The following is a 21,263-nucleotide window of genomic DNA, read 5'->3' as shown; positions in this document are numbered from 1 at the left end:
CGGGCTGTTCCTGGTCGGCGTGGCCCTGGTCCTGCTGGGGAGCCTGGTCATCGGCTCGGGTGTCTGCGCGCTGGTCGGCGCCGTCAGGCCGAAGGCTCCCGCCCGCTGCCCACCGGCGAACTGCGCGGCCCCGTCGAGCTGGAGGCCCCGCTCGCCGGGCACGGCCTGGAGGGCCTCGACGACCCCGCGGTGCTGCACGAGGACCCCGCCGCGGCCCTGGGACGCCCCGGCGGCGCCCGCCCGGCCATGGCCACCCTCGACGACGAGACCCCGCCGAACGGCACCCCCCGCAGCGCCCTGCTCGGCCTGCGCCCGGCGGACCGCGCCCACGGGGAGCGGCACGCCGAACGGAACGCCGAACGGAACGGCTCCCGCCCCGGCGACCGCGGCCGCGAGCCGCACACCCCGACGGGGCCGGTCCGGCTCGACGCCTCGCACCCCGAGTCCCCGCGCCCCGACGGCCCCCGCTCGGCGGGAGCCGTGCCGCTGCCGCGCCGCCGTCCCGCCCCGACCCTGGTCGCCGACCACGGCCGCCGGGTGGAGCCCCGCCCGGTGTCGGTGGTCCGCCGTACCGGGTCCGCCGGCGCGGCCGGGGCCGAGGAGGCGCAGCCGTCGCCCGGTCCGGGCACCGGCGGGCTGCCGCGCCGTATCCGCCAGGCCAGCCTGGCACCCCAGCTCAAGCAGTCCCCGTCCTCCGCATCCGCCGAAGCCCCCGCTGACCAGGGGGCCGACCGCGACGCGGAAGACGTACGCACGCGCATGTCCGCACTCCAGCGTGGCTGGACGGCGGGCCGCAACCAGCACGCACAGCAGCAGTCGGCGACCGAGGCGGGCACCAGCCCCGGCGGTCCCGCGAACGAGAACGAAGGGGACGGTCGATGACCGCACCGCAGACCGGCAACGACACCAGGGGCCGCGGCTCCGGCCCGCTCAACTGGCTCCTCGACGAGCTCGTCGACCGGGTCGGCTCCATCCGCAAGGCCGTGGTCCTCTCCGGCGACGGCCTGCCCACCGGCAGCTCCAAGGACCTGACCCGCGAGGACAGCGAGCACCTGGCCGCCGTGGCCTCCGGCTTCCACAGCCTCGCCAAGGGCGTCGGCCGGCACTTCGACTCCGGCCGGGTCCGCCAGACGGTGGTCGAGCTCGACGAGGCGTTCCTCTTCGTCATGGCCGCGGGCGACGGCAGTTGCCTCGCCGTGCTCGCCGACGCCGACTCCGACGTGGGCCAGGTCGCGTACGAGATGACGCTCATGGTCAAGCGCGTGGGGGACCACCTGGCGACCGCCCCACGCACCGGGCTGCCAGCCGGAGGGTGAGACGGACGGCATGAGCGAATCAGGCCAGGATCACCCCGCCGGCCTCCGGGCCGGCCTTCCCTTCGACCCGTCCGACCCCGACCTCTCCGCCCCCGACCCCGACCACGCGCACTGGTTCGACGACGAGGCGGGCCCGGTGGTCCGCCCGTACGCCATGACCCGCGGGCGCACCAGCCACGCGGGCCAGCACCGTCTGGACCTGATCGCGCTCGTCGTCGCCGAACCGGCGGCCGACGATCCAGTCTGGGACATGACCCTCTCCCCGGAACACGCCCACATCCTCGGGCTGTGCCGGGAGCGGCCCCAGTCGGTCGCCGAACTCGCGGCCGACCTCGACCTCGCGGTCGGGGTCGTCCGGGTCCTCATCGGTGACCTGACCGATGAGGAACTGGTCCACGTGACCAGGCCGGTACCCCCGGCGGAACTGCCCGATGAATCCATTCTGCGTGAGGTGATCGATGGCCTTCGGGCGCTTTAGCCGCACCGGTGCCATGCACGCGGTGTCGCCTGTCGAACCGCTGACCTTGAAGATCCTGGTCGCGGGCGGCTTCGGGGTGGGCAAGACCACCCTCGTCAGCGCGGTCAGCGAGATCAGACCCCTGCGGACCGAGGAACGGCTCTCCGAACCCGGTGTCGGCGTCGACGACACCGGGGGAGTGGAGGGCAAGAGCACCACGACCGTGGCCATGGACTTCGGGCGCATCACGCTCCGCGAGGACCTGGTGCTGTACCTGTTCGGCACGCCCGGACAGGACCGGTTCTGGTTCCTCTGGGACGAGCTGGCCCAGGGCTCGCTCGGCGCGGTGGTCCTCGCGGACACCCGCCGGCTCGCCGACTGCTTCGCCGCCATCGACTACTTCGAGCGGCGCGGCATCCCGTTCGTGGTGGCGGTGAACTGCTTCGACGGCGCGGACCGCCACCCGGTGGTGACCGTACGCACGGCGCTGGACCTCGACCCCGGGGTGCCGGTGCTGCTGTGCGACGCGCGGGACCGGGAGTCCGTGAAGGACGTGCTGGTGGGGGTCGTGGAGCACGCGATGTCCCTGGCGCGCGAACGGCGCCGCAGCCTGTCCGCGGGGGCCTGACCGGGGGCTCCGGCCGGGGCCTTCGCCGGGGCCTTCGCCGGGGCCCTCACCGGGGCCTTCGCCGGGGCCCTCACCGGGGTTCTCGTCGGGGCCTTCGCCGCGCGGCTCGTCATGGAGGCGGCCCGTACCCCCGCCGACTGGGGTACGGGCCGCAGCTCTCACGGGGGGTTCCGGGGTCCCGGTCGCGGCGCGGGACCGTGGAGCGAGTGTGAACCCGCCGCACGGGGCCGTCAAGCGTCCCGGCGGCGGGAACCGCTCAGCGCACCACGACCACCGCCGAACCGTGCCCGAACAGCCCCTGGTTGGCGCTGATCCCGGTACGTGCCCCGGGCACCTGCCGCTCCCCGGCCGTACCGCGCAGCTGCCAGGTCAGCTCGCACACCTGGGCGATGGCCTGCGCCGGAACGGCCTCCCCGAACGAGCCCAGCCCGCCGCTGGTGTTCACGGGGATCCTGCCGCCGAGGGCGGTCGCTCCCTCGCGCAGCAGCTCGGCCCCCTCGCCCTCGGCGCACAGGCCGATGTCCTCGTACCACTCCAGCTCCAGCGCGGTGGACAGGTCGTACACCTCGGCGAGCGAGAGGTCCTCCGGCCCGATCCCCGCCTCCTCGTAGGCGGCGCGGGCGATGGCGGTACGGAAGGAGGCGCGCGCGGGGCCGCCGGCCGGCGGGTCCGTGACCGCCGTGGTGGAGTCGGTGGCGATGTCGGGCAGATCCAGCACGGTCCGCGGGTACGTGGGCGTCACCGTGGACACGGCCCGGATCCGCACCGGGTCGGCCACGCCCCGGGCCCGCGCGAAATCCATGCTGGTCAGCACCAGCGCGGCGGCCCCGTCGGAGGTGGCGCAGATGTCCAGCAGCCGCAGCGGATCCGCCACCACGGGGGAGGCGGCCACCTCCTCGGCGGTCACCGCCGTGCGGTAGCGGGCGTACGGATTGAGCCGCCCGGCCGCCGCGTTCTTCACCTTGACCCGCGCGAAGTCCTCCAGGGTGTCCCCGTGCAGGGCCATCCGGCGCCGGGCGTAGAGCGCGAAGTACGCCGGGTTCGTGGCGCCCAGCACGCGGAAGCGCAGCCAGTCCGGATCGTCCGGCCGCTCGCCCCCGGCGGGCGCGAAGAACCCCTTCGGCGCCGCGTCCGCGCCCACCACGAGCACCACCTCGGCCAGCCCGGCCAGGATCTGCGCCCGGGCCGCCGCGATCGCCTGGGCGCCGGAGGCGCAGGCCGCGTACACGCTGGTCACCCGCGCCCCCTGCCAGCCCAGGGCGCGCGCGAAGGTGGCCCCGGCGACATATCCCGGGTACCCGGAGCGCACGGTGTCGGCCCCGACGACCGAGTCCACCTCCGCCCAGCCGACCCCGGCGTCGGCCAGCGCCTCGCGCGCGGCGGTCCGCCCGTACGTGACGAAGCTGCGGCCCCATTTGCCCCAGGGGTGCATCCCGGCCCCGAGGACCGCGACATCGGCACTCACCGCGCACCGCCGAGGGGGCGGAACCGCCAGGTGGTGCGGGCCGTTCCGGTCGCGGGATCCTCGTCGAGCACCCCGCCGACCACCTCGACCTCCATGCCGACCGCCAGATCGGCCACGGTGACCCCGGGCACGGCCTGCCCCAGCACCACCATCCCCTCGGCCTCCAGCTCCACGGCGACCAGGGTGTACGGCTCCCAGGGCACGGCCGGGTCGGACACGTACGGCGCGGGCGGCCGGTACCGCCCGTCGGTGTAGGACCAGACCCGCCCCCGCCGCGACAGCGGCACCTCGACGAGCTCCCCGCCCCCGGGGCACCGCGGATTGCGGCAGTACGCGTCCTCGCGCGGGAAGAACACGGCGCCGCACCCGGAACACCGCGTCCCGAGCAGCCGGAACTCCTCACCGCCGCCCCCGACCGCCGACTCGCTGAACCACCCGCTCACGACGGGAATGCGCTGCGACTCCAAGGCCCCTCCCCAGCTCCAGATCTGACGATCCATCAGCACTTCTCTCGGGGAGTGTGCCACGGGGGAAGGGCGGACTCACCCGTTCTCGGCGAGCCACTTCCGGGCGATCTCGTCCAGCTCCGCGTCCCGCCCGGCCAGCATCATCCGGATCATCCGCGCGTCCCCGCGCAGGGACCAGGCCGGATGCCCGAAGGTCGCCGGGTTGTTCCCCTCGATCAGGAAGTGCGCGGGCCAGGCCGTCCCGTACCCGATCAGCGGCAGGGCCGCCAGCCAGCGCGGCCGGCCGCGCACCACCCCGTACCCGGCCAGCGCCAGCCCGGTGAGCGTGCCGGTGAGGTGCACCCAGCGGGTGGCGGCCCGGGAGTGCATCGCGACGTAGTACGGCCAGAACTCCTCGTACGAACCGAATGTCATGCGGGCACGCTACCCACGCCCACCCCGGACCGACAGCTCCCCAACCGGGGCCGCTCGCCACCCCCTTGGCATACGATCACGCCATGCCGGCACACCTGAGGGACTCCCACTGCTCCACCTGCGGAGCCCCCTACGACACCACCACCTGGCCCCGCACCTGCCCCTCGTGCGCCTCGACCGCCTACCGCAACCCGCTCCCGGTGGCGGTCACCCTCCTCCCGGTCGAGGACGCGGAGGGCACGGGCCTGGTGGTCATCACCCGCACCATCGAACCGGCCCTCGGCGGCATCGCCCTCCCCGGCGGCTTCATCGACTTCGGCGAGGACTGGCGCGAGGCGGTCGTCCGCGAACTGCGCGAGGAGACCGGCATCATCGCCCCGGCCGAGGACGTCACCCTGGCCGACGCCCTGAGCTCCCCCGCCGGCCACCTCCTCCTCTTCGGCCTCCTCCCACCCCGCCCGTCCCACACCCTTCCCCCCTCCCACCCCACCCCAGAAACCACAGGCTGGCACCTCCTCCACACCCCGTCCCCCCTGGCCTTCCCCCTCCACACCCAGGCGGCGGCTTCCTGGTTCGCGGGGGCTTACTCCTGATCCGGCCGCCTGGGTGCCTGACCAGTCGGCATGCCCATCCACTGGAGGTCCAGCGCCGCAGCGTTCCAGCAGATACTCGACCGGCATGGCGGCACCTCAGGGCCCTGCACGATGGAGGCGGCATGGGCTGCCTTTGAGGAGTTCGTAAAGGTGGAGCTCCAGGCATGCCTCGCTGAGCACCCCGCCTGGACGGACCTGCACCCCAGCGAGGGGAAACACCGGCTTCGACAGCGCCGCCCTCGGTGAACCCAGAACGGCCGCGCTCGCGTCCACCCGCCGCCTCACCGCCCAGCACCCGCTCCTCGGATCCTCGCTGCCGCGTGATCGAGGCCCTGCGTGCGCGAGCCGTCGACGTCAAGCGGCCGACGCCCGGACCCTTTTTGGGAGGCTGGGCGTTCCCGTGTACGTCCCCAAGGGGGCGGTCTCCGGGAGCTCGGCACCATCGAGGTGAGCACCAGGGAAGAGTTCACCGCGGCAGGTTTCCGGATCACGGATCACGGGGCACGGCGGCAGGCACGCGCACATCTGTGGAGTCACGCCCCCATGCCCCGCCACGGAGCCGTCGGCCCCGGCGTCAGGCGGTCGTGTCAACGATGGGTGAGTCGGAACGGCTCTTGTCAATGGGGCTGAAAGTGATGGGGGCTCGTCCAGCTCCCACTGTGGATGCCGGCGCCACGAGCGAGAAGACCATGGCGACGTGCCCGGGCGCCACTTCCCCGTTCCGCACGACCGCCGACGGTTCTTCCTCGATGACGGGATAGAGGAGGATCGCTCCGCGTCGTTCTCGCGAGAACTCCTCCGTCACCGGGTCTGAGGTCGGCGGTAGGGCGCGGGCGATGCGTCGGGCCGCATCACGGTGCTTCGCGTCGCTGATGTATCCGAAGATCTGGACGCGACGGCGCTTGCGCTTTGAGAGGGCCAACGGAACTGAGCCGCGCACACTCGCTGACGTGCCGCGGTGGGCGTCCAGGTAGTGAGGGGTGATCAACAACCAGTCGTCGATAAGGTGGGAGTTCTTGGTGACCTCGCGGAGGAAGCGCAGATGGGGCAGGAAGGGGGTGGCATTCCACCAACGAAGGTTCTCGAGAACCTGCATGAGGTCGGTATGAGAGACCGTTGTCGTCAGCGCGGTGAGGCGGTGAGTCTTGTCCCGGGGCTCGTCGAAGGTTGTGAAGGTCACCGGCGTTGGTGAAAGGCCCCGGAGCAGCGGAAGCCACAGCTCGGTGTTATGGGCCAGATCGATCTGGTTCGTTGGGTGAGCCGTGGGCTCGATGATCTGCCCCGGCCTGGCAATCTCCTCGATCTGGGCGTTGTACATCTTCGTCCGGCTGCTGGGCTTGAGCCAGGGCAGGTGTTGGGAGACGAGCGGCGGGATCTGCTGTGGAGTGACGAGTGGCTGGCCATCTTCGCCAAGCTCGGCGTACTGGGCGAGCTGGTCGCGGAAGGTCTCCTCATCGAGGCAGATGGCCTCGAATGCCTCGTAGAGATCTACCGTGGACTTGCTCGCCTTCGTCAGCTTCTCCGCGCGGCTGATGTAGAGGCGGACGAGGTCCTGGTATCCGGGGCGGAATCCGAACCAGCGGCCCATTTGCATGAGGGTGTCGGCCTGCTGGGTGGTGCGGCGGTAGTAGGTGACCGTCAGGCCCTCGACGGTGAAGCCGCGAGAGAGCTTGGTGCCGCCGACGAGAATCTTCCAGACGTGAGGCTGACGGTCGAAGTCGAGGTCGAGCTGGTCGAAGAACTTGTCGCTGTCGCCGTTCACGATGACGACGGGATTGCCACCCTTGCGGATCAGGCTGCATGCCTGGATCACGTAGGGGCGGAGGTCGTCATAGGAGGATGGAGCCGGCAGGTCGGCGGCGCGGGCACGGGTGACCGGAAGGACATCGTGCTGGAAGAGGGCGGCCAGGCGCTCGTGCCCATGAGAGCTCGTGGTGTAGCCGGATTGCAGCCACATGGTGTTCAGGCGCCGAGAGAGCTCAGCGTGGTCATCCTTGCGCACGGATTCATGGACCAACATGGTGTGGTGTCGATACGGGCCTTCGGGGACTCCGCGAGCCGCGCGGTAGAGCTTCATCGCGCCTGTGAGGACGAACGTGTCCATGGCTGCCTGCATGGACCCGTCGTCGATCTCATCCTGCGAGTAGATGCCACGGACGTGGGCCTTGGCGCGTGAGTTGGCGTATGTACGCTCGCCCTGTGGGGTGGGGGAGTCCAGGTCGTGGAATTCCTGGACGCCCATATAGCCCTCGGGACGCGGGAGCGAGATCAGGAAGTCTTTGGGGAAGATGTCCTCGCTATCGCTCGGGTCGATGAAGACGTTGGCAAACGGGGTCGCGGTGTATCCGATGTACTGGGAACGCGGGAGCAGCGACAGCAACTGGGCGATGCGGGAGTTGATGGCCGTCCGCTTGGGGCGGTCTGCTGCCCATTTGCTCGGGTCGGTGGTGTTGACCGACGCCTGATCAGACTCGTCGTCGATGATCAGTGCCGGGAGTTCACCGAGGAGGCTCTGGATCTGCTTGAGGTCCTTGATCAGCTTGTCGAGGACGGATTTGTTCTTCTTGACGACCATGACACGAGCGTCCGCGTGATGGAGGTTGCGCGGGTCGTACAGCGGCAGGCCGCGCTCGCGCTTTTCGAACTCGATGCCACGAATGCCCTGAAGGAGGCTCTGATAGTCCCGGTCGCGGGTGGTGAGGCGTTCGATGTCGAAGGCGTGGAGGGCGGAAGGGCGGCCGCCGTGCGAGACGAACTTAGGCCACTCCTCGTCGTCGCCGATGTAGTCGATTCCGACCAGCGAATCGAGGTCCTCGGGGTCAGCCCCACGCAGGATGTTCTCCTGGCCGATGAGCTCCATATCGAGACGGCGCTGGGTCTGCTTGCGCAGCAGGTTCAGGGTGCCGCCGAGGATGATGACCAGGCGGTAGCCGGCGTCGATGGCCTTGGCGGTGACACCGGTGAAATTGGCCGTTTTGCCGGACTGGACATAGCCGACAACCAGGCCGCGCGCCTGCCGGCGCGCCACTTGCTCGGGGTCCGTGAGTCGCTCGACAACCGCCCGGCTTGCCTCGTCTAGGCCAGAGATTGCCTCGCTGCTCCAGCCCTTGGCGCGCAGCCGCTTTTCGTAGGCTGGCCAGTAGAAAGCCCGTGCCGCCGCGCGCTCCCTGGTGTACCAGGGGGTGAAGTCCGCGGTGATGGTGGTGTGTCCGGGGCTGCTGGAGACCACGGCGGCGTTTGTGAGAGCCTTGCGCACGCTGTCTTCGAAGCCGAGGCGGCTATAGATCTCCGCGCGGCGTTCGTGAGTACGAGCAGGCGTAGTGGCCCAGGCTGCCCGCTCCTCGAAGTCCCATGAGGTGAGCTTGCGCTCCCAAAGGGCGGTGAGAGGATCCGCCTCGTCGGATAGGCGCTGGCGGAAGGAGGTGTCCGTGAGGTCGACGGAGGGAAAGTCCTCCGCCTCGGCCTCTGCCCGGGAAGCGAACGGTTTCGGGCCGCGGGTCATTCCACCCAGGACAGCGGTATGGATTTCCAGCAGTGCGTCGGTCACAGGGGGCCGTCCTTCAGTGGTTCAAACGATCACGTTGGGCGTCTACGGCAGCGAGCAGGATCACGTTCCAGTAGTTGAGCTGGTCGCTTCGCTTTTTCTCCCAGCGGGTGAACCCGAACAACTCCTCGACCAACAGATAGAGGAAGGTCTTGGCTACCGGAGCGTCGTTGGAGCCGCTGCGCTGGCCTAGGGTGAAGATGTCGCGGTGGCTCTTGTTGAGCAGGATCACGCGGTTCTCGCGGTCAAGCTCGAAGAAGCGGTCCTCGGGGAGCGAGACCCAGGAAAAGATAATCGGGTCCTCACCCGACTTCTCCGGTAGTTCCTCCTGAATGACGCGCTTCACCGTCGGAGAGAGGCCCTTGCCGGGGGGAATGACCGCCCTGCGCTTGATCTCGGTGCGGGAGGCCCCCTCGCGGTACACGGCTTCCGCGTCTTCGAGGAAGTTGCGGAACGTGCGGCCCCTCGCGTCCACGGCCTTCTCGACTCCGCGGGCGAATGCCTGCGTTGCGTTGATGCCTTCCTTCTTCACGGTGAGACTGAAGACTTGATTCGGCCGTGAGGGGAGATCGACAGCGATACGGGCGAGGTTGAGATGCCCCTCTGACGCGCCCCGTTGGCCGTTCCAACCACCGGCCTGGACCAGACGGTCGTTACGGTAGAAGTAAAAGCCCTGACGGTCAGCCAAAGGGCCGATGAGCTTGTATTCCGCGCGAGGGGACTTGGGCGGCCAGATATGGGCTGTCAACTTCACGTCCCCGACGCCTTCGACCGGTGCGGTGAACGTACGAGGATAGCCAGCCTTGCCCGGAACCTTGTAGTTGAAAGGGTCGAGCGGTTCGACCTCAACGCTGTCGAGGAGTTCCCGGGTGTGCACGTTCTCTACAGCGATGTCGATTCGGACACTGCCGCTTCCCAGAAACCGGTGGAGATAGAGGCCGAGGTGGGTTTCCAGCCTCTGGACAGCTTCAGAGAGGAAGCGGTCGGTCTGACTGACCTCCACGGTCTCGAAGGTCCTGACCCGGTCCCACCGCACGACCGTGCCCTGCCACTCGATGATTCCGTCGTAACGGTCGAGGAGGGACTGGGCGTAGTCGGGGGTGACGGTGTCGCAGCGGTAGTCGTCGGCGAGGGACGAGGAGGTCAGCTGGCGTCCCGCAGCGCGGCTGGTCTTGGTCTTGCTGACGAGGGTGAGCGCGTCGGCGTGCGAGAGCGACGCTGCCTTGAGACCGGTTCCGTACATACCAAGGGCGTTACTGCCATATGCGCGGCGGCGGCCGACGGTCATGGCAGCATCAAGACCGGGGTCGTTCATACCTCGACCGTTGTCGACGATGAGCAGGTTGAGGAGCCGGTCGTCATCGCGGAGGAAGTGGATGACGATGTGACTAGCCCCCGCATCAAGGGAGTTGTCGATGAGGTCGGCAACGGCGACCTCGAACCCGTACCCCTGGTTCCGGAGGGCCTCGGCATACCCGGAGTCAGGTGGGAGCCGCTTGCTGCCGCTGGTGGGGACGTCGTACTGCCAGTCGGCATCCGGCTCGTAAGGCATGGAACTCGCATGGGTGACCAGGGCAGCGCTGAGCGGACAGAACCAGCCCAGGTGGCGACCAAGAGTGTGATGGACAGGTATGACCGTACTTCAGTCCCCCTGGTCAGGGGAGACGATACCGAATAGTGGTTGCGCCCCTCTCGACGTAAATGGTGCCGACGAGGGTGGGGGACGAAGAGGAAGAGATGGCTGATCAGGCGGAGTTCTTCTAGGACTCTTCGCTGTGCGCCAGTCCGAGGCATTCCGCTGAGCCGGGCTGCCCGGGCAGACAGCTCTGCGGTGCGGCGGACTACCCGGCTGCCTCCGACCGCTCCGTCAGGGGGCGTGGTTGCGTCGCTGAGCGGTCGGCCGATCGCACGGGCCCGTCGGCGCGAGGAGCGATCCTGCGCCGGAAACAACGCCCCCGGACCAGCGTCCACCCGTGGGTCGGCTCGCGGCCCGCCCGGATCCTCGCTGAGCGGTCAGCTGCCTGTACCGGTCCGTCGGCGCCGGGGACCGCGCCTACACCCCTCGGATCACCGCCCCCTCCACAACCCCGCCCCCCTCGGCCTCCACCGCCACCGCGTCCCCGGCCCACCGCACCGTGTACCGCTCCGCCGCCGGCGTGCCGGGTCCCGGGTCCGGGTCGTGGATGATCAGGCCGCCGCCCGTGGCGCCGCGCGCCGGGGCCCATGCCTCCAGGGTGACCGGGGCATCCGGCGTGGTGCGGATCGGGAGGATCGCGCCCGCGCGGGCCAGGACCGGGGTGCGGCCCAGGGGGGCGTCCAGGAGGATCTGGCCCGGGCCCTCGTACGCCGCCCCGGTCGCCGTGTCGTACCACCGGCCGCGGGGCAGGCGTACCGCACGCCGGTCCGCCCCGTGCTCCAGCACCGGCGCCACCAGCAGCGCGTCGCCCAGCAGGAACGCGTCCTCGCAGTCCCGCAGCCGCCGGTCCTCCGGCGAGCCCCACCACACCGGCCGTACGTACGGGGCGCCCGTACGCCGTGCCAGATGCGCGAGGGACACGAAGTACGGGCGCAGCCGCTCCCGTTCGGCCAGTACCGCCCGTGCACGGGTCTCCGCCTCCGCCCCGAACTCCCACGGCTCCCGCCGCCCCGCCCAGATCGCCGAGTGCGTACGGAACAGCGGGAGGAAGGAGCCCAGTTCCAGCCACCGCACATACAGCTCCGGCGACGGCGAGCCCCCGAAGCCGCCCACGTCCGGCCCCGAGTACGGCACCCCGCACAGCCCCATCCCCAGCACCAGCGCCAGCGACGCCCGCAGCCCCTCCCAGCTGCTCTCCACATCCCCCGACCAGGTGCCCCCGTAGCGCTGCATGCCCGCCCAGCCCGACCTGGAGAACAGGAACGGCCGGTCCGCCGGCCGCAGCCGCGTCAGGCCCTCCCAGCCGGCGCGCGCCATCGCGAGCGCGTACACGTTGTGCGCCTCGCGGTGGTCGCCGCCCGCGCCGTCCATCGCGTGGCGCGCCGACCGCGGCAGCGTGTTGTCCCCGAACGCCGTGAAGGACACCGGCTCGTTCATGTCGTGCCAGAAGCCGGCGAAGCCCTGCCCGAGTCGCTCCTCGTACAGCCCGCCCCACCACTCCCGCACCGCCGGATCCGTGAAATCCGGGTACGCGCACTCGCCCGGCCAGACCTCCCCGCGCACCTCCCGCCCCTGCGCGTCCCGTACAAAGGCCCCGCCCGCCCCGACACCGAGCCCGGCGGCGTGCAGCGCGTCGCCGGTCTTCACGGCCGGGTCCACGATCGACACGAGCCGTACGCCCTGCTCCCTCAACTCGCCTGCCAGCTGCGGCAGATCGGGAAACTTCTCCTCGTCCACGGTGAACACGCGGTGCGCGTCGAAGTGGTCGATGTCGAGGTGTACGGCGGACAGCGCGATCCCCCGCGACACGTACCCGGCGACCACGCGCCGCACCTCCTCCGCGCTCCCGAACCCCCACCGGGCGTGCTGATAGCCCAGCGCCCACTCCGGCGGCACGGCCGGCGCACCGGTGAGCGCCGCCCAGCCCTGCAGCACGCGCGCGGGGGTCCCCACGAACACCCAGCACCGCAACGGGCCGCCCTCCATACGGAGTTCACTGGACCCGGGCCGGTCCTGGCCGGAGCCGCCGCCCTCCTCGCCCTCGCGCAGGATGACGCGGCCGTCCCAGGTGTTGTCGTGGAAGACGAGGTGCGTACCGGCGTCGGCGACGACCAGCTGGACGGGCATGGTCAGATACAGCGGATCGTCGCCGGGCCCGAAGGCCCCCTTGGGGTCGGTGTTCCAGAGCCGGTACGCGCCGTCCCGCAACCGGGGCCCGCCGGCCCTGCCCCCGAGCCCGAAGAACCGCGCATCGGCCCCGACCTCACTCCGCACCAGCCACCGGGGGGCGGGGCCGACACCGACCCCGCCGGGCGGCGTGGCGGAAGCGGCGACGCGGGCTCCCGCCCCGCCTCGGCCGGGTTCGGCGCCGGTCCCGCCTCGGCCGGTTCCGGTCGCGCTCCCGGTCCCGCTCCCGCTTCCGCCGAAGCCAGCTCCGGGCCCGGCCCCCGCCCCGCCTCGGCCGGGCCCAGCCCCGGTCCCGGCGAAGCCAGCTCCGGGCCCGGCGCCTGAGTCCACCCGGACCTCGGCCCCTCCGGCCGGGGCGCCTGCCCCGGTGCCGAGGCCGGCCGAGGCTGCACCGAAGCCAACTCCGCCTGCGGCCCCCGCACCACCGGAGTCGGCTCCGGCCCCGGCACCACCGGAGTCGGCTCCGGCCCCGGCACCACCGGTGCCGCCTCCGGCCCAGGCGCCCGTACCGGAGCCCGCTCCGGTCCCGGCACGGTCGAAGCGGGGCCCGGCCTGGGCGGCTCCGTCCACCCCGGGCTGGGCCGAGGCCGGACCGAAGTCGGCTCCGCCTCCGTCCCTCTTACCAACGGAGTCGGCTCCTGCCCAGGTGCCCGTAACGGAGCCCGCTCCGGTCTCGGCGCCGTCGAAGAGGCGCCCAGGCTGGGCGGCTGCGTTCACCCCGGACCCGGCCGAGGCCGGACCGAAGTCGGCTCCGCCTCCGGCTTCCGTACCACCGGCGTCGGCCCAGACGCCCGCTCCGGTCCCGGCACCGTCGAAGCGGGCCCCAGGCTGTGCGGCCCCGTCCACCCCGGGCTCGGCCGGGCCGGCGCCGAGGCTAGCCGCTGCCCCGCTGTCCACCGCGCCCCCAGGGGCGGTGTTTCCGTTCCCGGCTCCGGCCAAGTCGACGGTCCTGCCGTCCGTCACCACGCCTCCGGGCGGCGCCCCGGCCTCGCACTCCGCAGGTGCCAGCGCCGCCGGCGCGGAGGGCGTACTCCCTCCTCCATCGATGCCGAGGGACACCACCCCCGGTTCCCGGCCCCTTGCGCTGTCCTCGCGGGAAGTCATGCCGCCACACAGAGCGTCGCCCACGACTGTTCCCGCTCCGCCGGCCCCTGTCTCGTACCCGGCGCACCCGGTCCCGTCCGTCCCGCTGCGGGCCCCAGGGTCCGCGAGGCCGTTCCCGAGCGCCACCGCGCCCCGGCCACTGGCGTCCGCCCCGGAGCCAGGCCCCTCCCTGTCGGATCCAGGTGCCGCCCCGGCGTCTCCGACCGCGCATGTCCCGTGAGCCGTTCCGCTTCCGGCGGTCGCTGCCTCGCCCTCAGTGGTCCCGCCTGTCCCCGCCACAGGAGTTCCGGGCCCCTTCGAACCGTCGGCCGCCCCATCCTCGGAAGTCCCGGCCGTGCCTGCGCCGGTGGCGGGCCCACTCCAGGCGGGGTGGTCTGTTCCCGCCCCCAAGCCTCCGTGTGCCGACGGGCCATGGGCCGTCCCGTACCCGGCGGGCCCGCGCATGCCCGCGCCGGAGGTGGCCCCGCCACCCGAAGCCCCCGGCCCTCCTGCGCCCGAAGCCACACCGTCGCCGGCGTCCATCCCACCCCCGGCGGAGCCACCCCCTGCCCCGGTGCCCACAGCCGCGTCCGCGCCGGGGGTCTGCCCGCTCTCGGCGGTCAAGGCCGCTCCCATACCGGCGGCCGCCCCGCCCCTGGCGGTACCGCCCGCCTCGGCATCGACCCGGGACCCACGCGCCCCCGCCGTTCCGCCCGCGCCAGCGGTGCTCCGCGCCCCAGCTGCCGCATCCGCCCCCGCGGTCTCACCCGCCCCGCCCCCCTCGGCGTCGGCGCGATCCACCGCATCCCACCACCGCGGCGGGGACTCCCGTCGCAGGACCGTGCCGCCCGGGGTGCGGATTTCCATCGCGCCCGTGCGGGAGACCGCCACCGTCACGCGTTCCGACACCACCCGCCAGCCGCCCCCCGTGTCCGGTTCCAGGGACGCGCGCGGGTCCGGTTCCGGGCCGGTGCCCGTCAGCGCGTACGACGGGGTCGGGCCCGCGCCGTCCCAGGCCCAGAACACCACCCCGCCCGTCAGGACCCGTACCTGGAGTTCCGCGCGAGCGAAGCGCAGTACGCCCCCGCCCGGCCTGGGCTCCGTACCGATCAGCAGACCCGGTACGCGCGCCCGCTCCGCGCCCCGGCGCGGGAGCCCCGCCGCGTCCGCGCGCCGGCGGCGCCACGCCGCGAGCCACGTGCGCCGCCCCCGCTCCGTACCGATGTCCCGACCGAAGTCCCGACCGAGGTCCCGCACCGCACGCACCAGCTCACGACCGTCCATGCCGATCACCCTGCCACCGCCGCCCACCCCCGAGGGCGCCGTTCAACTGCCGTTCACCCGGAGCACGCCCCGGTACCCCCACCCCACCGGCCAGGTCGGACCTGGTGCAGCCGTCGATCACATGGCATCGTCCCTGTCAGCCGCCGCACGCACCCCCGCGCGGCCGGCACCGTACGCACATAACGCGCGAGCCGCAGACCTGACCGGGAGCCGACCCATGACCTCAGCCACGCAGCCGGAGCAGCCCGAGCAGCCGGCCCAGCCGGGCCACCTCGGCCACTCGGGCCACCCCGGCCACCCCGGCCACCCGGAACCCCTCTGGACCCCCGGCCCCGACCGGATCTCCCAGGCCCGGATCACCACCTTCCAGGCATGGGCCGCCATGTGCTACGGAGCCCCGGCCGAAGGCGGCTACGCCGCCCTGCACCGCTGGTCCGTCGACGAGCTCGACACCTTCTGGGAAGCCGTCGCCCACTGGTTCGCCGTCCGCTTCACCACCCCCTACGAGTCCGTCCTCGCCGACCGCTCCATGCCCGGCGCCCGCTGGTTCACCGGCGCCACCCTCAACTACGCCGAGCACGCCCTGCGCGCCTCCGAGCACACGGCCCGCGCCGACGACGCGGCCCTGCTGTACGTGGACGAGACCCACGAGGTGGTCCCCGTCACCTGGTCCGAGCTCCGCCGCCAGGTCGGCTCACTCGCCGCCGAGCTGCGCGCCCTCGGCGTACGCCCCGGCGACCGCGTCAGCGGTTACCTCCCCAACATCCCGCACGCCGCCATCGCCTTCCTCGCCACCGCCGCCGTCGGCGGGGTCTGGACCTCCTGCGCCCCCGACTTCGGCGCGCGGAGCGTCCTCGACCGCTTCCAGCAGGTCGAGCCCGTCGTCCTCTTCACCGTCGACGGCTACCGCTACGGCGGCAAGGAGCACGACCGCCGCGACACCGTCGCCGAACTCCGCGCCGAGCTGCCCTCCCTGCGCGCCGTCGTCCACATCCCGCTCCTCGGTACGCCCGCCCCCGAAGGCGCCCTCGACTGGTCGGCCCTCACCGCCGCGGACACCGAGCCCGTCTTCGAGCCGGTCCCCTTCGACCACCCGCTGTGGGTGCTGTACTCCTCCGGTACGACCGGCCTGCCCAAGGCCATCGTCCAGTCCCAGGGCGGCATCCTCCTCGAACACCTCAAGCAGATCGGGCTGCACTGCGACCTCGGCCCGGACGACCGGTTCTTCTGGTACACCTCCACCGGCTGGATGATGTGGAACTTCCTCATCTCCGGCCTCCTCACCGGCACGACGATCGTCCTGTACGACGGCAGCCCCGGCTACCCCGACACCGGCGCCCAGTGGCGCATCGCGGAGCGCACCCGGGCCACCGTCTACGGCACCTCCGCCGCCTACGTCATGGCCTGCCGCAAGGCCGGTGTCCACCCCTCCCGCGACTTCGACCTCTCCGCCGTCAAGTGCGTCGCCACCACCGGCTCCCCGCTCCCGCCGGACGGCTTCCGCTGGCTGCACGAGGAGGTCGCGGAGGACCTGTGGATCGCCTCCGTCAGCGGCGGCACCGACGTGTGCAGCTGCTTCGCCGGCGCCGTCCCCACCCTCCCCGTGCACATCGGTGAGCTCCAGGCCGCCTGCCTCGGTACGGACCTCCAGTCCTGGGACCCGTCCGGCAAGCCGGTCGTCGGGGAGGTCGGCGAGCTGGTCGTCACCAACCCCATGCCGTCCATGCCGATCCGCTTCTGGAACGACCCCGACGGCAGCCGCTACCGCGACAGCTACTTCGAGATGTTCCCGGGCGTCTGGCGGCACGGGGACTGGATCACGATCACCGACCACGGCTCGGTGATCATCCACGGCCGCTCCGACTCCACGCTCAACCGCCAGGGCGTCCGAATGGGCTCCGCCGACATCTACGAGGCCGTCGAACGCCTCCCCGAGATCAAGGAATCCCTGGTCATCGGCCTGGAGGAGGCGAACGGCGGCTACTGGATGCCGCTCTTCGTGCACCTCGCCCCGGGGGCCACCCTCGACGACGACCTGCGCGCGCGGATCAAGGCGACCATCCGCGAGGAGCTGTCCCCGCGCCATGTCCCCGACGAGATCATCGAGGTCCCGGCCATCCCGCACACGCTCACGGGCAAGCGCATCGAGGTCCCGGTCAAGCGCCTCCTCCAGGGCACACCACTGGCCAAGGCGGTCAACCCGGGCTCGGTGGACAACATCGACCTGCTCGGTTTCTACGAGGAACTGGCCCGCACCCGGGGCTGAGCGGGCGCCCGGGGGTGACTGTCAGTGGCGATGATTACTCTGAGTGAGCAAGTGATTGCGACATTCAGGGGGAGCCATGCCACGCAGGAACGACACCAGCAGCCACCAGACCAGCACACCCGGCCCGGACCGTCCGGATCGCCAGGACGGCCAGGATCGTCCGGACATCCCAGACCGTCCGGACCGCCCCGCACCCGCTGACCGGCGCCGCATGCTGCGCCGCGAGGTCCCCGGCACCCTCGGCCTCCTGGCCGACCCGGCGGACTTCGCGGCCATGTGCGGCTACCGCAGCTTCACCTTCGACCGCCCCTCCGACTACCCGGACTACCTCCAGGACGTCGAGGCCCTGCTCCGCTCCCTCGCGGCCCGGGGCCTCCACACCACCGTCGCGCTCTTCGACCCCGAGGAGTACGCCGAGTACTGCGGGGAAAGCGGCCTGGACCCGGACACCCCGGAGGCCCGTACCCGCTTCACCGCGGAGCTGGCCGGCAGCGGGACCGTCATGCCCTACACCGGCCAGCCCCTCGACGAGCTCGTCCCGCTCCTCGCGGATGAGGCCGTCCGCCGCGCCACCTGGGAGTACGCCACTGCCGTCCTCGCCGGGGTGGGCCGCTGCGCCGACTGCGGGGAGGACATCGGCCACGCGTCCTTCGACCGGGCCGCCGACACCCTCAAGCGCCTCGTGGCCGGCGCCGGCCCCGGGCACCACCACTTCGTGTGCAGCGTCCCGACGGAGGACGAACAGCTCGTCGCCGTCCTCCACGCCGAGACCACCGAGGACGCCGAGGCCCCACCCCGTATCGACCCGGGCCAGAGCCTCGACTTCGTCACCGTCCTCGCGGCGGGCCTCGCCCTCGGCGGACCGGGCGGGCTCGTGGTCAGGACCGCGAGAGAAGGACAGGGGGACCGGGTCCACGGCTGGCGCCTGGACCGCGGCCGCCTCACCGTCCTGACGGCGGCCGCCGTCTTCAACGCCTACTGCACGGACGCGGACACCGGTGACCCCGTCCCACCCGAACCGGGCGTCGAGTACTGCCCGGGCTACGAGGTGGACGAGCCCGGCCCGCACCACTGACAGAACGGGCCGAGGGGCCCCCGCCACCGGCGAAGGCCCCTCGATCCGCACCACACCTCAACCACACCGGCGAGTGGTCACTCGCCGGACAGCACCGCCTGCGCGGCGACCCGGGCCTCCTCGGCACTGTCCGCCGCGCGGGCGGCCGCGGCGGCGCGCTCGCACTGGGCCAGCGTGTGCTTGGCGAGCGTCGCCCGCACATACGGAATCGACGCCGCACCCATCGAGAGGGAGGTGACACCCAGACCGGTCAGCACACAGGCCAGCAGCGGGTCGGCAGCCGCCTCACCGCAGACACCGCAGCTCTTGCCCTCCGCCTTGGCGGCCTCGGCCGACATGGCGATCAGGTCCAGCAGCGCGGGCTGCCACGGGTCCTGGAGCCGGGAGACGGCGCCGACCTGCCGGTCCGCCGCGAAGGCGTACTGGGCCAGGTCGTTCGTGCCCAGAGACAGGAACTCGACCTCCTGAAGGATCGAGCGCGCCCGCAGCGCCGCGGAGGGGATCTCCACCATCGCGCCGAACTTCGCCTTCAGCCCCGCCTCGCGGCAGGCGTCGGCGAACGCCCTGGCGTCGGCCCGGTCCGCGACCATCGGTGCCATGACCTCCAGGTACACCGGGAGGCCCTGCGCCGCCTTGGCCAGCGCGGTGAGCTGCGTACGCAGCACCTCCGGGTGGTCCAGGAGCGAACGCAGCCCGCGCACACCGAGCGCCGGGTTCGGCTCGTCGGCCGGCGTCAGGAAGTCCAGCGGCTTGTCGGCACCGGCGTCGAGCACCCGGACGACGACCCGCCCCTCGGGGAAGGCTTCGAGCACCTTGCGGTAGGACTCGACCTGCTTCTCCTCGGACGGCGCCTTCTTGCTGTCGTCCAGGAACAGGAACTCGGTACGGAAGAGGCCCACGCCCTCCGCCCCGGCCTCGACGGCCGCCGGCACGTCCGCCGGACCGCCGACGTTCGCCAGCAGCGGCACCTTGTGGCCGTCGGAAGTCGCGCCCGGACCGGAGGAGGCGGCCAGCGCCGCCCTGCGCTCGGCGGCCGCGGCCGTCAGCTCGGCCCGCTTCTCCGGCGTCGGCTCCACGAACAGGTCACCCGTGCTGCCGTCCACCGCGATCACGGTGCCCTCGGCGATCTCACCGGCCCCCGGAAGGGCCACGATCGCCGGCACCCCGAGCGCGCGGGCGAGGATGGCGCTGTGGCTGGTCGGCCCGCCCTCCTCGGTGACGAAGCCGAGCACCAGCGCCGGGTCCAGCAGCGCCGTGTCGGCGGGAGCCAGGTCCCGCGCGATCAGTACGTACGGCTCGTCGCTGTCGGGCACGCCGGGCATCGGCACGCCCAGCAGCCGCGCCACGATGCGGTTGCGTACGTCGTCCAGGTCGGCCACCCGCCCGGCCATGTACTCGCCCGCACCCGCGAGCAGATCGCGGTAGGCGGCGAACGCGTCGTACACACCGCGCTCGGCGGTGCTGCCGACGGCGATGCGCCGGTCCACGTCCGCCATCAGCTCGGGGTCCTCGGCGATCATCGCCTGGGCCTCCAGCACGTGCTGGGCCTCGCCGCCCGCCAGCTGGCCGCGCGCCATGAGGTCCGCCGCCACGGCACTCACGGCCTGACGGGCGCGCCCCTGTTCGCGCGCCGCCTCGTCCGCGGTGATCTGCCTGGCCGGCGGTTCGAGGACCGCCGTGCCCATGTGCCGCACCTCGCCGATCGCCACCCCGTGGCTCACGCCGACGCCTCGCAGCGTTGTCTCCATTTCACCGTCTCCGATTGAGCGGCGGCCGTGGCCGCCGCGGTGGATGTCCGACTCGCCCCCGCGGGGCGAAAGCGTCACTGCCAGCCGAAAAGAAGGTCGTCGGTCTTCACGTCACCGGATTCGACGACCTCGGACAGGGACTCCGCGGTGGCTTCGAGCGCCACGACGGGGCAGATCGGGGACTTGCCGGCGGCCTCGACCGCGGCGGGGTTCCAGCGGATGACGGCCTGGCCGCGGGTCACGGTGTCGCCCTTGTTGACCAGGAGCTCGAAGCCCTCGCCGTTGAGCTGCACCGTGTCGATTCCGAGGTGCGTGAGCACACCGTGGCCCTCGCTGTCGACGACCACGTACGCGTGCGGGTGGAGGGAGACGACCACACCGTCGACGGGGGCCACCGCCTCCGAAGGCTCGCGTACGGGGTCGATAGCGGTGCCCGGTCCCACCATCGCTCCGGAGAACACCGGATCGGGCACTGCCGCGAGTCCGATGGCACGCCCGGCGAGTGGGGACGTCACGCTGGTCATGGGGGCCTCCCAGGGGTGGGGCTCTGATGTGTCGCCGTCACTGCCTGTTGTGGACGGCGTACTCTTGCGAAGGATAAGTCACGAGATGTTCGGGTTCGCCCGATGTAGGTCCCGATCCGGGCTGGCCCTTCGGCACGGAGACTAGTGGACTAGACCGGTGGACTAGACCATACGCCTGATTCGATTTGCTTGGGCACCCCCGGGGCCTGTACTGTCGTCACTCCCGCCAGGAAGCCCCGTGTGAACATCTCGCGAACGGCTGATGGACGGGACCCACCTCCTTCGTTCTCATCTCGATCCCCATGCTTTCCCGTATGCCCTTTCGGTATGCACGGCGAGTGGTGAGGGAGACGGAAAAGGACTGATAGAGTCGGGACCGCCGGAAAGGGAAACGCGAAAGCGAAGACCTGGAAAGCACCGAGGAAATCAGACACGGAAAACGTCTGATAGAGTCGGAAACGCAAGAACAAAGCAACACAGTAGAACGAAAGCCCGGAGGAAAACCCGCGAGGGTGAGTACGAAGGAAGCGTCCGTTCCTTGAGAACTCAACAGCGTGCCAAAAATCAACGCCAGAA

The 21,263-nt window shown here is 71.7% G+C and carries 15 protein-coding genes and 2 pseudogenes; 7 read left to right on the top strand and 10 right to left on the bottom strand.

Annotated features, from left to right (window positions below):
• Window positions 1–198 (bottom strand): hypothetical protein (locus ABZ873_RS30240; RefSeq protein WP_360878669.1); only part of this gene is annotated, 198 nt, incomplete at its 3' end.
• On the opposite strand from ABZ873_RS30240, the gene ABZ873_RS30235 reads away from it, so the two are divergent.
• The 4 genes from ABZ873_RS30235 to ABZ873_RS30220 are packed head-to-tail and all read left to right on the top strand — an operon-like array spanning window position 190 to window position 2,401.
• The gene (locus ABZ873_RS30235; protein ID WP_360878666.1) at window positions 190–882 is read left to right on the top strand and encodes a hypothetical protein; all 693 of its coding nucleotides are present in this window, start codon (window positions 190–192) and stop codon (window positions 880–882) included. The genes ABZ873_RS30240 and ABZ873_RS30235 overlap by 9 nt on opposite strands.
• The gene (locus tag ABZ873_RS30230; protein WP_030016314.1) at window positions 879–1,316 is read left to right on the top strand and encodes a roadblock/LC7 domain-containing protein; all 438 of its coding nucleotides are present in this window, start codon (window positions 879–881) and stop codon (window positions 1,314–1,316) included. Before ABZ873_RS30235 ends, ABZ873_RS30230 begins: the two co-directional genes overlap by 4 nt.
• A gap of 10 nt (window positions 1,317–1,326) precedes the next feature.
• Window positions 1,327–1,794 carry a DUF742 domain-containing protein gene (locus ABZ873_RS30225; protein ID WP_360878663.1) on the top strand — a complete coding sequence of 156 codons (468 nt, stop codon included), beginning with the start codon at window positions 1,327–1,329 and terminating at the stop codon, window positions 1,792–1,794.
• 13 nt (window positions 1,795–1,807) lie between these two features.
• Window positions 1,808–2,401 carry an ATP/GTP-binding protein gene (locus tag ABZ873_RS30220; RefSeq protein WP_106977635.1) on the top strand — a complete coding sequence of 198 codons (594 nt, stop codon included), beginning with the start codon at window positions 1,808–1,810 and terminating at the stop codon, window positions 2,399–2,401.
• A gap of 256 nt (window positions 2,402–2,657) precedes the next feature.
• On the opposite strand, the gene ABZ873_RS30215 is transcribed toward ABZ873_RS30220, so the two are convergent.
• From ABZ873_RS30215 to ABZ873_RS30205, 3 genes are read right to left on the bottom strand one after another with little or no spacing between them, the layout of a single operon-like run.
• Window positions 2,658–3,866, bottom strand: a complete 1,209-nt coding sequence (locus tag ABZ873_RS30215; protein WP_360878659.1) for a lipid-transfer protein — start codon at window positions 3,864–3,866, stop codon at window positions 2,658–2,660.
• Window positions 3,863–4,366, bottom strand: coding sequence for a zinc ribbon domain-containing protein (locus ABZ873_RS30210; RefSeq protein ID WP_360878656.1), 504 nt, complete (start codon window positions 4,364–4,366; stop codon window positions 3,863–3,865). Before ABZ873_RS30210 ends, ABZ873_RS30215 begins: the two co-directional genes overlap by 4 nt.
• Window positions 4,367–4,408: 42 nt before the next feature.
• A complete protein-coding gene (locus ABZ873_RS30205) occupies window positions 4,409–4,747 on the bottom strand; it encodes a DUF962 domain-containing protein (protein ID WP_360878653.1) in 339 nt (112 codons plus the stop codon).
• A gap of 83 nt (window positions 4,748–4,830) precedes the next feature.
• Here ABZ873_RS30205 and ABZ873_RS30200 point away from each other — a divergent pair, with 83 nt between their 5' ends.
• A complete protein-coding gene (locus tag ABZ873_RS30200) occupies window positions 4,831–5,340 on the top strand; it encodes an NUDIX domain-containing protein (protein WP_360878650.1) in 510 nt (169 codons plus the stop codon).
• Between the two features lie 574 nt (window positions 5,341–5,914).
• Here the strand turns inward: ABZ873_RS30200 and ABZ873_RS30195 are convergent.
• From ABZ873_RS30195 to ABZ873_RS30180, 4 genes and pseudogenes are all read right to left on the bottom strand, one after another.
• A complete protein-coding gene (locus ABZ873_RS30195) occupies window positions 5,915–8,887 on the bottom strand; it encodes a Z1 domain-containing protein (protein WP_360878647.1) in 2,973 nt (990 codons plus the stop codon).
• A gap of 13 nt (window positions 8,888–8,900) precedes the next feature.
• Complete coding sequence (locus ABZ873_RS30190; protein WP_360878645.1) at window positions 8,901–10,436, bottom strand: ATP-binding protein; 1,536 nt, start codon at window positions 10,434–10,436, stop codon at window positions 8,901–8,903.
• Window positions 10,437–10,937: 501 nt separating this feature from the next.
• A pseudogene (locus ABZ873_RS30185) lies at window positions 10,938–12,803 on the bottom strand (glycoside hydrolase family 31 protein); the annotation flags it as partial.
• A gap of 1,785 nt (window positions 12,804–14,588) precedes the next feature.
• Window positions 14,589–15,074, bottom strand: a pseudogene (locus ABZ873_RS30180) (glycosyl hydrolase); the annotation flags it as partial.
• 217 nt (window positions 15,075–15,291) lie between these two features.
• Between ABZ873_RS30180 and ABZ873_RS30175 the strand changes: the two are divergent.
• Both ABZ873_RS30175 and ABZ873_RS30170 read left to right on the top strand, forming a co-directional pair.
• A complete protein-coding gene (locus tag ABZ873_RS30175) occupies window positions 15,292–17,340 on the top strand; it encodes an acetoacetate--CoA ligase (protein WP_360878642.1) in 2,049 nt (682 codons plus the stop codon).
• A 211-nt stretch (window positions 17,341–17,551) separates the two neighbouring features.
• Entirely contained in the window at window positions 17,552–18,415 is an 864-nt protein-coding gene (locus ABZ873_RS30170) for a hypothetical protein (RefSeq protein ID WP_360878639.1), read from the top strand.
• Between the two features lie 77 nt (window positions 18,416–18,492).
• Here ABZ873_RS30170 and ptsP read toward each other — a convergent pair whose 3' ends face one another.
• Both ptsP and ABZ873_RS30160 read right to left on the bottom strand, forming a co-directional pair.
• Window positions 18,493–20,163, bottom strand: coding sequence for a phosphoenolpyruvate--protein phosphotransferase (ptsP, locus tag ABZ873_RS30165; protein ID WP_360878636.1), 1,671 nt, complete (start codon window positions 20,161–20,163; stop codon window positions 18,493–18,495).
• Between the two features lie 74 nt (window positions 20,164–20,237).
• Window positions 20,238–20,687, bottom strand: a complete 450-nt coding sequence (locus ABZ873_RS30160) for a PTS glucose transporter subunit IIA (RefSeq protein WP_360878633.1) — start codon at window positions 20,685–20,687, stop codon at window positions 20,238–20,240.
• Window positions 20,688–21,263 lie beyond the last annotated feature (576 nt).

This window comes from Streptomyces sp. NPDC047014, assembly GCF_040644195.1.
Classification (GTDB): domain Bacteria; phylum Actinomycetota; class Actinomycetes; order Streptomycetales; family Streptomycetaceae; genus Streptomyces.
The sequence above is the reverse complement of the archived record's forward strand: the minus strand, read 5'-3'. Positions and strand labels throughout refer to the sequence as shown.